This window comes from Rhizobium sp. Root491, assembly GCF_001427205.1.
Classification (GTDB): domain Bacteria; phylum Pseudomonadota; class Alphaproteobacteria; order Rhizobiales; family Rhizobiaceae; genus Agrobacterium; species Agrobacterium tumefaciens.
In genome coordinates this window covers 142,315-155,708 of record NZ_LMFF01000015.1, presented here as the reverse complement: position 1 = coordinate 155,708, position 13,394 = coordinate 142,315, and the positions used below count along the sequence as shown (strand labels likewise).

Sequence of the window (13,394 nt, the reverse complement as noted above, 5' to 3'; positions counted from 1 at the left end):
CGGCTTTCATTTCTAGTTGAAGCCCGGCAGGAATGCCGGGTTTTTTTATGCCCAATCCGGAGGCGCCAATACGCGCCCGGAAACTCAGATCCCCTTGAGATAGGGGTTGGTGCGCCGCTCCTCGCCAAGCCGCCCGCCGGGGCCATGGCCGCAGATAAATCCGACATCATCACCCAGCGGCAGCAGCTTGTCGCGAATGGACGCCATCAATTGCTCGTGGTTTCCGCCCGGCAGGTCGGTACGCCCCACCGACCCCGCAAACAGCACATCGCCGACATGGGCGAATTGCTGGTCGCGATTATAATAGATGACGTGACCTGGAGCGTGACCCGGGCAATGATAGACTTCAAAGACATGATCCCCGAACGATACCGTGTCGCCCTCATTCAGCCACCTGTCCGGCAAAACGTTCTGAAGGCCGCTGATGCCGTATTTCTCGGCCTGGGTCTCGATCCTCTCGAGCAGCGGTCGATCGTCCTCATGCGGGCCGATCACCGGCAGGGAAAGCTTCTCGCGCAGTTCCTTGGCGCCGCCGGCATGGTCGAGATGGCCGTGCGTCAGCCAGATTTCCTTGAGCGCGATGCCGTTTTCGGAAACCACCTGAAGAATGACATCCACATCCCCACCGGGATCGACGACAACGCCTTCCTTCGTATCCTCATCGAAGAGAATGGTGCAGTTCTGCTCGAACGGCGTGACCGGAATAATGCCCGCCTGCAACTTTCCCATATCCCGTGTCTCCCTGTCTGACAAATCCCGCCTCCTATAGCCTGCGGCCGGTTCCGGCACAATGGCGGAGGAAAAAGCAACGGTTTCCGGTGACCTTGCCACTTTCAAAACTATGAGTTAATTCAACTAGATATCGTAAATTTTCCCGCTCGAGACGGGAGGTATCTGTGAAAAATGTGGAACGCCCTGAAGGCTGCGACGTTGTAGGTCCAGTCTTAAAAGGAGTGAGACACATGGACAAGACGCTTAAAATGCTCATGGCTGGCGGCGCTTTCGCACTGATGGCCGGTTACGCTAACGCCGCCATGGTCGCCACAACAGCATCGGACGTTTCCGTTCGTTCGGGCCCAGGCGAGGATTATCCCGAGCTTGGCCTTGCGACCCGTGGCAGCAATGCGGTTCTGGATGGCTGCATGGACGGCAGCAGCTGGTGCCGCATCGAAGTCAACGGCCTGCGCGGCTGGGCACATGCGGATTATCTGAATGTCATGTATGAGGGCTCTCCCGTCATTCTCGAACAGCGCCGCTCCGATATCAGCGTGCCGGTCGTGACTTACGAGAAGACCTCGAGCGTACAGGCAGAACCCAACCCCGGCGATCCGAACCTTGGCCGCGTCGGTGAAGTCAATCCGCCCGAAACCGTCATCTCCTATATTGACGAGCACCCTGCGGACACTGTCACCTTTGATGGCGAGGTAGCGGTCGGCAGCACCCTGCCCTCCGATACCCGGCTCGTGGAAATCCCTGATTACCAGTATCGCTACGTTCAGGTGAACGACGTGCCGGTTCTGGTGGAGCCATCGACGCGCCGGATTGTCTACGTCTACCAGTAGACGCGAACTCGATACCGGCAGCATGAAACCAATGAAGAGCGCGGGCTTTCCGCGCTCTTTTCTATTTCCGGTAAAGGCCAGTCAGGATTCCAGTTGCACCGGCACCCGCAGCATATTATCCACCGCAACAGAAAATGATCGCGGCATCCTCCCGAGCGGACGCATTTTCGGCTATGTTTACAGAATATTGGCGCATCGACGTATGTCAGCCGCAGAATATGAAGGAACCGCAGTGCCACCGCAATCGCTCAAAACCGCAGCCGCCAGGCAGACACCGGCACTCCCGAAGGTTGACGACGGCAAGATCGACTTCGATACGATAGAGGCGCTGTTCTTCGCGTATCGCGATTTCGTCTCCGATCCAGATGTCATTCTTTCGAAACTGGAATATGGGCGCGCGCATCACCGGGTGGTCTATTTCGTCAGCAGGCAGCCCGGCATGACGGTGGCGGATCTGCTCGACACCCTGCAGATAACCAAGCAGAGCCTTGCCCGCGTGCTCAAGCAATTGATCGACGACGGTTATATCCGCCAGATGGCTGGCCCGGAAGACCGCCGCCAGCGCAGGCTCTATCCGACGCTGACAGGGCGCGAACTGGCGCTGGCGCTGAGCGAGCCGCAGTCGCGCCGGATCGACCGTGCGCTGGAAGGGCTTGGACCCGACGCCCGCGCTAGCGTTCGCAAGTTTCTGGCGCAGATGCGCAGCCCGACACCGGGGGAAGGCGACTGACGATGGCCACGGCAACGACAAAACTCCCTCCCGCCGATGACGATGCGGCCCACCTTCTGATCGTCGATGACGACGCCCGCATTCGCAATCTTCTGCAACGTTTCCTTGGCGACAAGGGATACCGCATCTCCGTCGCAGCAGATGCGGCAGAAGCCCGGCGCAAGATGGTCGGCATCCGTTTCGACCTTCTCATTCTCGACGTGATGATGCCGGGGGAAAACGGGCTTTCGCTCACCCGGTCGCTGAATGAGAACAAATCCGTGCCGGTCATTCTCCTGACCGCCCGCTCGGAGGCGGATTCCCGAATTGCTGGGCTGGAAGCCGGCGCGGATGATTATCTCGCGAAGCCTTTCGATCCGCGCGAACTTGTCCTTCGTATCAACAACATCCTGCGGCGCAACACTTCGCCGGATACGCCCAAGATCGAACAGATCATGTTCGGCCCCTACAGCTTCTCTATCCCCAGGAAGGAATTGCGGCGCGGCCCTGAAACGATCCGCCTGACGGATCGCGAACAGGAGATCATGCTGCTCTTTGCACTTCGCGCCGGCGATACCATTCCACGGCACGAGCTGGTCGAGGCGGAATCCGAAGTGGGCGAAAGAACAATCGACGTGCAGATCAACCGCCTTCGCCGCAAGATCGAGGACGACCCTGCCAACCCGGTCTATCTGCAAACGGTGCGTGGTATCGGCTACCGCCTGAGCGTGGATTGACAAGGACAAACGAAAGGCGGGCGCACAGCCATGGCGAGCCTCGATTTTCTAATCACTGTCAGGAATAGCGGCGTAGCGAAGACCTGGCGCGCATTTACCAGATGGCTTCGCCACTGGCTGCCCACCGGGCTTTATACGCGCTCGCTGCTGATCATCATCCTGCCGATGATCCTGCTTCAGGGCGTTGTCGCGGCCGTTTTCATGGAGCGTCACTGGCAGCTGGTTACCGAGCGCCTTTCCTCCGCCGTAACGCGCGATATCGCAGCGATCATCGAGCTTCTGCAAACTGATGAGGAAGAAGACGACTATCAGCGCGTCATCCGCATCGCTCGCGAGAAGCTGGGTCTCAGCATCTACATCGAGCCGAAGGCCGATTTGCCGGCCCCGAGACCAGAACCGTTGTTTTCCATTCTGGATACGATCCTCGCCAATCAGCTGACCCAGCAAATCGGCCGGCCATTCTGGATCGATACTTATGGCAACGGCTCCCTGGTGGAAATACGTGTCCAGCTCGAAGACAAGACGCTCCGCGTCTTTACCAGTCGCAGCGCCGCTTATGCCTCCAACACGCATATCTTCCTTGTCTGGATGGTCGGTGCTTCGCTGGTCCTGATCGCCATTTCCATCCTGTTCCTGCGCGGGCAGATCAAGCCTATCGAAGCGCTTGCCAAGGCGGCCGAAAATTTCGGCAGGGGCCAGAAGATCAGCGCCTATTCCCCACGCGGCGCAGACGAGGTGCGGCGGGCGGGTCTTGCCTTCATATTGATGCGCGAACGTATCGAGCGGCAGATGGAACAGCGCACTGCCATGCTGAACGGTGTCAGCCACGACCTGCGCACCATCCTCACCCGTTTCAAGCTGCAACTCGCGCTTGCCGGCGACAATCCTGATCTGGAAGGGTTGGACAAGGATGTCGAGGATATGCAGTCGATGCTGGAGGCCTACCTCACCTTTGCCCGCACCGATGTCGAGGAGGATGTCGGCACGCTGGAGCTTCCGGCACTTCTGGAAAAAATCGACTATGATTTCGAGCTGCACGGCAAGAAATTCAGCTACGAGCTTTATAATATCGACCAGATCATCGCGCGCCCGAATGCCCTCTCCCGCCTCGTCGCCAATCTCGCGGAGAATGCCCGGCGCTATGCCAGCAAGCTCCATATCGACATCCGCAAGGCGCCACGCTCCATCATCATGACGTTTGATGATGACGGGCCGGGTATTCCGGAAGCGTCAAGGGAGGATGTCTTCAAGCCGTTCTTCCGGCTGGACGAGGCACGCAACCTCAACGCCTCTGGCACCGGGCTCGGCCTCTCCATCGTCCGCGACATCGCCCGCAGCCATGGCGGTGACGTATCGCTGGACGACAGCCCGATGGGCGGATTGCGGGTAATCGTCAAAATTCCGGCGTAGAGCAGCGGAAAGAAAAATGTGATGCGGCTCGCCCGCATCCGTCATTCCAGCCTTGAACCGGGATGACGGAGAAAGAGTGTTCAGCCTGCGCAATCTTCGGGTTGCGTGTTGTTGCGCTTTCTCAGCACATTTTCTCGCCGTTCGGCACAGGCCGCTCGACCGCGGCAAGCACGATGTCGCCGTTGCCATCGGCAAACCCCAATGTCAGAACTTCGGAGCGGAAGGGGCCAATCTGGCGCGGCGGAAAATTCACCACACCCAGCACCTGCCGGCCGATCAGACTTTCCGGGGTATAATGCACCGTGATTTGCGCCGAGGATTTCTTGATGCCGATCTCGGGGCCGAAATCGATCTTCACCTTGATCGCAGGCTTGCGTGCTTCCGGAAATGGCTCTGCCTCAACGATCGTGCCGACACGGATATCGACCTTCTCGAAATCGGCATAGGAAATTTCACTGCTCATGCCCTGCTCCCGCCAGCCTGCTCGTTTTCAACCAGCCAGTTCTTCGGCGCGATTTTTCGCCGCAGCGATCGCCTTGTCAAACAGGGGCTGCATGCCGTCTTCGGCCATCAGCACCGAAAGTGCGGCGGCCGTTGTACCGCCCGGCGAGGTCACGTTCTGGCGCAGGCGCGCCGCCTCGTCAGAGGACTGATGCAGGAGTTCGCCCGCACCGGCCACGGTTTCACGCGCCAGCCGCATGGCTATATCCGCCGGCAGACCGGCCTTGCGACCGGCTTCCGCCATGCATTCAACCAGATAGAAGACATAGGCCGGACCGCTTCCCGAAACCGCGGTAACCGCGTCGATATCGCTTTCGGTTTCCACCCATTCGACCGGACCGCTGACCTTCAGCAATCCATCCACCACGGCTTTAAGTGCCGGCGTCACCAATTCGTTGGCATAGGCGCCCGTCACGCCACGGCCAACCATGGCCGGCGTGTTCGGCATGGCCCGCACGGCGGCGACCGAGCCGAAATGCGAAACGAAAGTGCCGATGGTGGTGCCGGCCGCAATCGAAACCACGACGGTCTCGGGTCCGAGCAAGGGCTTGAGGGAGGGTAGCACTGCTTCCATCATCTGCGGTTTTACCGCGACAAACAGAATGCCCGCCTTCACGCCGTCAGGCACGCTTTCGCTATGCGTGGCGCCCGCTTCCGCAATTGTCGTGCGCATGGCGTCGGAGGGGCGCGGATCGATGACGATCACCTGCGAACCCGGCACGCCCTTTTTCAGCCAGCCCGAAAGCAAAGCGCCGCCCATATTGCCCGCCCCAACGAGGACGAGAGGACCGGAAGCCCTGTAGACCATTTTCAAGCTTCTCCGACGGTCTCGAACATGACCGCTTCAATTGCACTTTTCGCATCCAGCCCCGACCATACGACGAACTGGAATGCCTGATAATATTGTTCGCATGCCTCAAGCGCGCTGGAAAGCAGCACTTCCACCTGCTGGTTGTTAGGCTCCGCACCGCCAGCCAGAAGCAGCGACTGGCGGAAGATCACGACATCTTCCTGCCGCCATAGATCGAAATGACCCATCAGTACCTGGCCGTTGACCTGAGACAACAGGCGAATGACTTCGTTGACGCGCTGATCGGGCACCTTGATGTCGAAGGCGCAGGCCAGATGCAGTGCCTCGAAATCTTCCATCCAGGAAAAGGAGACGTGATAATCGGCCCAGTGGCCCGCCACCGTCATGGCGATCTCGTCTTCGCCGGAACGTTCGAACGACCAGTCGTTCGAGGCGGCGACAATCTCGATCATGTCCACGGGATTGGACTGGCGCTCAATTTCAAATTCTATCAGGCTCATGCGGCACCTTCTCATCCGGTATGGATGTTCTGTTTTGAACGCCGGGCACAAAACGCACACACAAACCGGATTCAACACTTGAGACGATTGCCCGACACCAACAGAGTTACACATTCACCCTGTGTGGAGCTTACCAGGTTCGTTTCGAATCATCATTTAAAATCAGTGTATAATGGCCGAGTCCTGCTGCCACCCCTCGGGCAGCATTTTTACTTTTTGAACAGTGGATATCTTCTCCCCCATCACCTCAGGCGAGATACATAAGCGACTCTGGCAATTGCGTTTTTTGGAAGTGTCCACAGGCCTCAAAAAATTAACGATGGAGGCAGGTCCGGATCGACAGAGAATAATTTCGGGTTGCATGGCCCGCAAACAAAAAGTCCCGGAATCGCAGGCGATCCGGGACCTCTTGATGAAAAAGCGCGAAAAGAATCAATCCTTGGCAGCAGAAAGCTTTGCTTCCAGAGCCTCGACGCGAGCGCGCAACGCATCGTTTTCATCGCGCGCCTTGATCGCCATCTCGCGCACCGCGTCGAATTCCTCGCGCTTGACCACGTCGAGGCTGTTCAGCCAGCGATCCGCCTGTGCGTGCAAGGCAGCCTCGGCCTCTTTGCGCATTCCCTGCGCAGCGCCCGCCGCATCGGTCATCAGCTTGGCGAATTCATCCAGAAAACGATTGGTGCCTGTCGTGGTCATGGCCCTGTTCCTTCGTCGGTTCAGGGAGCGTTCCGTTCCCTGCTGTTGATGCCTTTCAGGTAGGCACTCGACAGCCGCCTTGCAAGCAAAATCGAAAAATCCACATGGCTTGCAATGGCCTTCGGCATCGCAAAGCGTCCCTTGAAGAATAATCTTGACCGGCGCTGCGGCAATCGCCATTTTCCTCGCGTAAAGAGACCGGAGAGCATCATCGCCCGGCTCCTTGAGGCAATGGGTCATTCTGTTGTCCGCCCAGCAACGATGACGGAATATACGGATTGTTAGCCGCTCCCACCCAACTTGCCATCATGCCATTTCCGAATATCGATCCGGTTGCCCTGTCTCTCGGGCCTCTGGCGATCCATTGGTACGGCATTGCCTATGTCGCCGGCATCATGCTCGGCTGGTTTTATGCCCGCCGCCTTGCGCTTACGCCTCGCCTGTGGCCAAACGATACATCGCCGATCTCGGCGCAGCATCTTGACGACTTCATCCTGTGGGCAGCCGGCGGCATCGTGCTTGGCGGGCGCATCGGCTACATCCTGTTTTACGATCTTGGCGCCGTCGCCGCAAACCCTATAAGAGCACTTGAGATATGGAACGGCGGCATGTCGTTCCATGGCGGCCTGATCGGCACGACCATAGCCATGATCCTCTTCGCCCGCAAGAACGGCATCCCTGTCTGGAGCATGTTCGACATCATCGCAGCCGTCGCACCTGTCGGCCTGCTGTTCGGACGCATCGCCAATTTCATCAATGGCGAATTGTGGGGACGTATCGCCGACGTTCCCTGGGCCGTCGTGTTCCCGACCGGCGGGCCGTTTGCGCGTCACCCCAGCCAGCTTTACGAAGCGGGACTTGAAGGCCTCGTTCTCCTCGTCATTCTGGCGGTCACAATCTACGTTTTCAGGGCGCTCAAGACACCTGGCATCGTAACCGGCATCTTCGTTTGCGGTTACGCGCTGTCGCGCATCTTCGTGGAATTCTTCCGCGAGCCGGACGCCCAGATCGGTTATCTCGCGGGCAACTGGCTGACCATGGGCATGGTACTCTCCACGCCGATGTTCCTTCTTGGCCTCTGGGCCGTCTTGCGTGCGCGGCGCGCGAAAATACGCGCTTAAGCGGAATGGCCTGCCATGACGACACCGCTTGCGCAACGCATCAAATCCCTCATCCGCCTGAACGGCCCGCTCAGCGTCACCGATTTCTTCTCGCTTTGCCTTGCCGATCCTGAACACGGTTATTACCGGAGCCGCGAGCCTTTCGGCCGATCGGGTGATTTCATCACCGCTCCGGAAGTCAGTCAGCTTTTCGGCGAAATGCTCGGCGTTTTCGTGGTTCACGCCTGGCAGCGCCATGGCGCACCCGCAGATATTCGTCTGGTGGAAATCGGCCCCGGCCGTGGCACCATGATGTCTGACATGCTGCGCGTCATCCGCCGCATCGCCCCACCGCTTTACGAGACGATGCGGGTGCATCTGGTGGAGACCAGCCCTCGCCTTTGCGCCATCCAGAAAGAGACGCTCGCTGCGCATGCCGAACGGCTGACATGGCATGACAGTTTCGATGCGGTGCCGGAAGGTTTCCTGCTCCTCGTCGCCAACGAGCTTTTCGACGCCATCCCAATCCGGCAATTCGTGAAGACGCCGCAGGGTTTCCGCGAACGGGTGGTCAGTCTTGGTACCGATGGTGAACTGGTCTTCTCGACCGGGCTTGCCGGCATCGACCCGGCGCTGCTGCCGCCCGGCCCGGAACGGCAGCCGATTGGCAGCATATTCGAGATCTCACCCGCCCGCGAAGCCGTAATGACCGCAATCTGCCAGCGCCTGTCCGCATATGGCGGCACCGCACTCGCGATCGACTACGGCCATCTGGTCGCCGGATATGGCGACACATTGCAGGCCATGCGCAACCATGCCTTCGACCCGCCGCTTTCTCATCCCGGGCAAGCCGATCTGACCAGCCATGTCGATTTCGAAAGCCTCATCAGGACGGCTGAGGCAAACGGCGTTCATGTCAACGGCGGCATCAGGCAGGGCGACTTTCTTTATGGTCTTGGCCTGAAGGAACGGGCAACCGCCCTTGCCGCAAAAGCTACACCCGACCAGACGCTTGAAATCGCCGAAGCGGTCAACCGTCTCGCTGGCGAAGGGGCTGGAAGGATGGGGGAACTTTTCAAGGTCATCGCCGTTTCAAGTCCCGCGCTCCATCTCATGCCGTTTCGCGCGGTGGATTGACAGTGCAATCACCTCTGGGCCAACATCGGCCCAGAACGAAACAAGCGAACGCAGACACACTGCACCAGACAAACGCCGCGCAACGCCGCGGCAACAGGAAACATCTCGCTTAACGCATCCCACTGGCCAACAGCGACATTCTCCAAGGAACTCCCGCACCATGCAGAACGAAACGCTGCCGCTCCCCATCCAGAGCCCCCTGCTTGCCGCCTTGAGTGAAAACCGTGTCCGTCACGGTTTCTTCACCCGGCAAGGCGGTGTCTCCGAGGGGCTTTATCAGGGCCTCAATGTCGGCCTCGGTTCGAATGACGAGCCGGAACTGGTGCAGGAAAACCGCCGGCGCGTCACGCAATGGTTCGGCTTGTCTCCGGAACGTCTCGCCACCGTGCATCAGGTCCATTCTCCTGATGTCCTTGTGGTCGATGAAAGCTATGACGGCAGCCGCCCGCAGGCCGATGCGATGGTAACGGCGACACCGGGTTTCGTGCTCGGCGTTCTGAGCGCCGATTGCGGCCCGATCCTTTTTGCGGACGCTGAAGCGGGCGTTGTGGGTGCCGCCCATGCCGGCTGGAAGGGTGCATTGTTCGGCGTGCTCGAAAACACGATCGAGACCATGAGGAAGCTGGGCGCCAGCCGCGAACGCATCTCCGCCTCCCTCGGCCCCTCCATCAGCCAGGCCAATTATGAGGTCGGGCCTGAATATGTGGCGCGCTTCACCGATTTCGATCCTGCCTATGCGGCCTATTTCACCGCTTCGGACAAAGGCGGCCATGCGCTATTCGACCTCAAGCAATTTACGGTGGACCGGCTGGTCAATGCGGGCGTGAGAGCGGAAAACCTCGGCCTCTGCACCTATCCCGATGAAGAACGCTTCTATTCCTACCGCCGCACGACCCACCGTGCCGAGCCCGACTACGGGCGGCAGATTTCCGCAATCGCAATTCTGGAGGACTAAATGGCCCTGCACTTCGAGCTCTCGGAATTCGATGCCCGCCGCGAACGGCTGATTGCGAAGATGGCGGAAGAGAAGCTGGACGCCATTCTGCTTTTCGCCCAGGAAAGCATGTACTGGCTTACCGGCTATGACACCTTCGGCTACTGCTTCTTCCAGACGCTGGTGGTCAAGTCGGACGGCTCCATGATGCTTCTGACCCGTTCGGCGGATATGCGGCAGGCCCGGAATACTTCGACGATCGAAAATATTCTCGTCTGGGTCGACCGGCCCAATGCCGACCCGACGCTCGATCTTAAGAACCTCCTCAGCGATCTCGATCTCCTTGGCGCCAAGATCGGCGTGGAATACGACACCCACGGCATGACCGGGCGCGTCGCCCGCCTGCTGGACAACCAGCTTGCCAGCTTCTGCCAGATGATCGACGCCTCCTATCTGGTCAGCAGCTTGCGGCTCATCAAGAGCCCAGCCGAGATCGCCTATGCGAGGAAGGCAGGCAGACTTGCGGACGAGGCTCTGGACGCTGCACTGGAACTCATCAAGCCCGGTGCGGACGAAGCCGCGATCCTCTCGGCAATGCAGGGAGCGGTTCTGGCCGGCGGCGGTGACTATCCCGCCAATGAATTCATCATCGGCTCCGGCGCGGACGCGCTGCTGTGCCGTTACAAGGCCGGGCGCCGCAGGCTCGATGACAAGGATCAGTTGACGCTGGAATGGGCGGGTGTCAGCGCCCACTACCACGCCGCCATGATGCGCACGGTGGTGATCGGCGAACAGGACTTCCGCCAGAAGGAGCTTTACAGCGCCTGCCTGCAAAACCTCACCGACATCGAAGAGGTGCTGCGGCCCGGCAAGACCTTCGGCGATGTCTTCGACGTGCACGCCCGCGTCATGGACGAGCGTGGCCTGACCCGCCATCGTTTGAACTCCTGCGGTTATTCGCTGGGCGCGCGTTTCTCACCGTCATGGATGGAGCATCAGATGTTCCATGCCGGCAACTCGCAGGAAATCGCCAGCGACATGACCCTGTTCGTGCACATGATCGTGATGGATTCTGATTCCGGCACCGCCATGACCCTCGGCCAGACCTACCTCACCACGGAAGGCGCGCCGGAACCGCTCTCGCGCCATAGCCTCGATCTTCTCACAGCTTAAATCTGCACCGGGTTTGACAGAGCGGGAAAACCGGCCCTACATTGCCGCCACCTTGGGCAAGAAGGAGCGGAACATGAGAGGAAACGTCGCATGAGCCGGACAGGGTTTACCCGCCCTTTCCAGACGTTTGTCGTTTCGGTCCTCGTCATTCCGGCGCTGGCGTTGACCCTGTCGGCCTGCAACACCACGGAGGCGCTGACGCCGCAGGTGAATGTCGGCCACAATAGCTCGCAATCGACACCGGTGACGCAGGGCGATCTCGACCAGATGGCTGCCGCTGCCGACCGCGCGCCCGCAGGCGCACCGGCAACCGCCTCTTCCGTGCCCGCTTACGCACCGCAGAACTCCCTGCAGGCGCAGGCACAGGCGCTTTCCAACGGCAATGAGTACGGCGAACCTCTTGGTCAGACCCAGTCTACCGCACAATCTGCAGGCCACTCACCCGCCAGCACCCAGCCGCCGCCTCCACAGCAGACGGCCGCACTTGCCCCCGCCGCTTCCGGCAATACCATCCGCTTCCTGCCGATCATCGGCGCGCCCGTTCAGGCCGTCACGCCGCTTTCGCGGCAACTGGGCGCCGAGGCGCGGGCAAAGGGGCTGACAATCCGCGCCTCCAACGACAATTCGGCAGAGAACATCCTCAAGGGATATTTCTCCGCCTTCGCCGATGGCAGCAAGGTCAACATCATCTACGTCTGGGACGTTCTGGATGCCAATGGTGTCAGGCTCCATCGCCTGCAGGGGCAGGAAACGGTGGCAGCCAAGGGCAGCGATCCCTGGGCCGCCGCGACCGACAGGGTCATGCAGGATATCGCCGCAAAAACGCTCAACGAGTATTCGTCATGGAAGCAGTCTCAAAGGGGATGAGATGAAACGGCGGGAGAAGTCACAGAGATTTCATGAAAATCATTGCGAAAGCACGGAGTCCTCTTGCAATCGGAAGCAACAACGCTATTAAGGCGCGCATGGCAACAAGGCGTATCCGGCAAGAGCTTTTCAGCCGGATGTTCCTCCCCTTGAACGACGCTTGGTTACGGCAGACACTTTCCCGTGGCGCAAGGCGATTGCATGGAAACAGGCGGGCGCAATGAAGGTTTTCGCAGGCAATTCGAACCGGCACCTTGCCGAAGCGATCTGCAAGTATCTCAACGTTCCCTTGGGAAATGCCACCGTAAAGCGGTTTGCTGACCAGGAAATTTTCGTAGAAATCAGTGAAAACGTACGCGGGGAGGACGTTTTTCTCGTCCAGTCCACTTCGTTTCCGGCAAACGATCATCTGATGGAACTGCTCATCATGATCGATGCCATGCGCCGCTCCTCGGCAAAACGCATCACGGCAGTACTTCCCTATTTCGGTTACGCCCGCCAGGATCGCAAAGCCGGCCCCCGCACACCGATTTCCGCCAAGCTCGTCGCCAACCTGATCACCGAAGCCGGCGCCGACCGCGTTCTGACGCTCGATCTTCACGCCGGCCAGATCCAGGGCTTTTTCGATATTCCGACCGACAACCTCTTCGCAGCGCCCATTCTGGCCCGCGATATCAAGGACCACTACGACACCAACAACGTCATGGTCGTTTCGCCTGACGTTGGCGGTGTGGTGCGCGCCCGTGCCCTGTCGAAGCGTCTGGACTGTCTGCTGGCCATCGTCGACAAACGCCGTGACCGTCCGGGTGAATCCGAAGTCATGAACGTCATCGGCGACGTATCCGGCAAGGACTGCATCCTGATCGACGATATCATCGATTCCGGCGGCACGCTCTGCAATGCTGCCGAAGCGCTGTTGAAAAAGGGCGCAACCAGCGTCACCGCCTATATCACGCACGGCGTGCTTTCCGGCGGCGCCGTTGCCCGCGTGGCCTCATCGAAGCTGCGCGAACTCGTCATCACCGACAGCATCCAGCCGACCACCAGCGTCCAGTCCGCGCACAATATCCGCGTGATCAGCACTGCAGGCCTTCTGGGCGAAGCGATCAACCGCACCGCGCAGGAACAGTCGGTTTCCGGCCTGTTCGACTGAAGCAATCGTTTCTCTCGCACATCTGCAAAATCACTGCATCCGCATACCGTCACCCCGGATTTAGTCCGGGGTCCAGTGCGATCAAGTCTTTGATCGCGTGAGAC

At 59.5% G+C, this 13,394-nt stretch carries 15 protein-coding genes; 10 read left to right on the top strand and 5 right to left on the bottom strand.

Features of this window, described 5'->3' with window-relative positions; all coding sequences use genetic code 11:
* Window positions 1-84: 84 nt before the first annotated feature.
* Window positions 85-729, bottom strand: a complete 645-nt coding sequence (locus ASD46_RS17435; protein ID WP_025594124.1) for an MBL fold metallo-hydrolase — start codon at window positions 727-729, stop codon at window positions 85-87.
* A gap of 233 nt (window positions 730-962) precedes the next feature.
* On the opposite strand from ASD46_RS17435, the gene ASD46_RS17430 reads away from it, so the two are divergent.
* From ASD46_RS17430 to ASD46_RS17415, 4 genes are all read left to right on the top strand, one after another.
* Window positions 963-1,562, top strand: a complete 600-nt coding sequence (locus tag ASD46_RS17430; protein ID WP_003513439.1) for a DUF1236 domain-containing protein — start codon at window positions 963-965, stop codon at window positions 1,560-1,562.
* Between the two features lie 202 nt (window positions 1,563-1,764).
* Complete coding sequence (locus ASD46_RS17425; RefSeq protein ID WP_029658790.1) at window positions 1,765-2,292, top strand: MarR family winged helix-turn-helix transcriptional regulator; 528 nt, start codon at window positions 1,765-1,767, stop codon at window positions 2,290-2,292.
* Between the two features lie 2 nt (window positions 2,293-2,294).
* Window positions 2,295-3,008, top strand: coding sequence for a response regulator (locus ASD46_RS17420; RefSeq protein ID WP_019565223.1), 714 nt, complete (start codon window positions 2,295-2,297; stop codon window positions 3,006-3,008).
* Between the two features lie 30 nt (window positions 3,009-3,038).
* Window positions 3,039-4,418, top strand: coding sequence for an ATP-binding protein (locus ASD46_RS17415; RefSeq protein WP_003513442.1), 1,380 nt, complete (start codon window positions 3,039-3,041; stop codon window positions 4,416-4,418).
* 121 nt (window positions 4,419-4,539) lie between these two features.
* On the opposite strand, the gene ASD46_RS17410 is transcribed toward ASD46_RS17415, so the two are convergent.
* The 4 genes from ASD46_RS17410 to ASD46_RS17395 form a co-directional block, all read right to left on the bottom strand.
* Window positions 4,540-4,881, bottom strand: coding sequence for a tRNA-binding protein (locus tag ASD46_RS17410; protein ID WP_003513443.1), 342 nt, complete (start codon window positions 4,879-4,881; stop codon window positions 4,540-4,542).
* A gap of 27 nt (window positions 4,882-4,908) precedes the next feature.
* Window positions 4,909-5,727, bottom strand: a complete 819-nt coding sequence (gene proC / locus ASD46_RS17405) for a pyrroline-5-carboxylate reductase (RefSeq protein ID WP_013636581.1) — start codon at window positions 5,725-5,727, stop codon at window positions 4,909-4,911.
* A gap of 2 nt (window positions 5,728-5,729) precedes the next feature.
* Window positions 5,730-6,230 carry a YbjN domain-containing protein gene (locus ASD46_RS17400; protein ID WP_006311131.1) on the bottom strand — a complete coding sequence of 167 codons (501 nt, stop codon included), beginning with the start codon at window positions 6,228-6,230 and terminating at the stop codon, window positions 5,730-5,732.
* A 432-nt stretch (window positions 6,231-6,662) separates the two neighbouring features.
* Complete coding sequence (locus ASD46_RS17395; RefSeq protein WP_025594130.1) at window positions 6,663-6,926, bottom strand: accessory factor UbiK family protein; 264 nt, start codon at window positions 6,924-6,926, stop codon at window positions 6,663-6,665.
* Between the two features lie 308 nt (window positions 6,927-7,234).
* Here ASD46_RS17395 and lgt point away from each other — a divergent pair, with 308 nt between their 5' ends.
* The 6 genes from lgt to ASD46_RS17360 all read left to right on the top strand — a co-directional run bounded on the left by lgt (window position 7,235) and on the right by ASD46_RS17360 (window position 13,290).
* Window positions 7,235-8,047, top strand: a complete 813-nt coding sequence (gene lgt, locus ASD46_RS17390; protein WP_029658791.1) for a prolipoprotein diacylglyceryl transferase — start codon at window positions 7,235-7,237, stop codon at window positions 8,045-8,047.
* Between the two features lie 15 nt (window positions 8,048-8,062).
* Entirely contained in the window at window positions 8,063-9,163 is a 1,101-nt protein-coding gene (locus tag ASD46_RS17385; protein ID WP_025594131.1) for a class I SAM-dependent methyltransferase, read from the top strand.
* Window positions 9,164-9,323: 160 nt separating this feature from the next.
* Entirely contained in the window at window positions 9,324-10,118 is a 795-nt protein-coding gene (gene pgeF, locus ASD46_RS17380) for a peptidoglycan editing factor PgeF (RefSeq protein ID WP_019565220.1), read from the top strand.
* Complete coding sequence (locus tag ASD46_RS17375; RefSeq protein WP_025594132.1) at window positions 10,119-11,270, top strand: M24 family metallopeptidase; 1,152 nt, start codon at window positions 10,119-10,121, stop codon at window positions 11,268-11,270.
* Window positions 11,271-11,360: 90 nt separating this feature from the next.
* Window positions 11,361-12,137, top strand: coding sequence for a hypothetical protein (locus ASD46_RS17370; RefSeq protein WP_025594133.1), 777 nt, complete (start codon window positions 11,361-11,363; stop codon window positions 12,135-12,137).
* 220 nt (window positions 12,138-12,357) lie between these two features.
* Window positions 12,358-13,290: a ribose-phosphate pyrophosphokinase gene (locus ASD46_RS17360; protein WP_003513466.1), complete on the top strand. Its 933-nt coding sequence runs from the start codon at window positions 12,358-12,360 to the stop codon at window positions 13,288-13,290.
* Window positions 13,291-13,394: the final 104 nt, after the last annotated feature.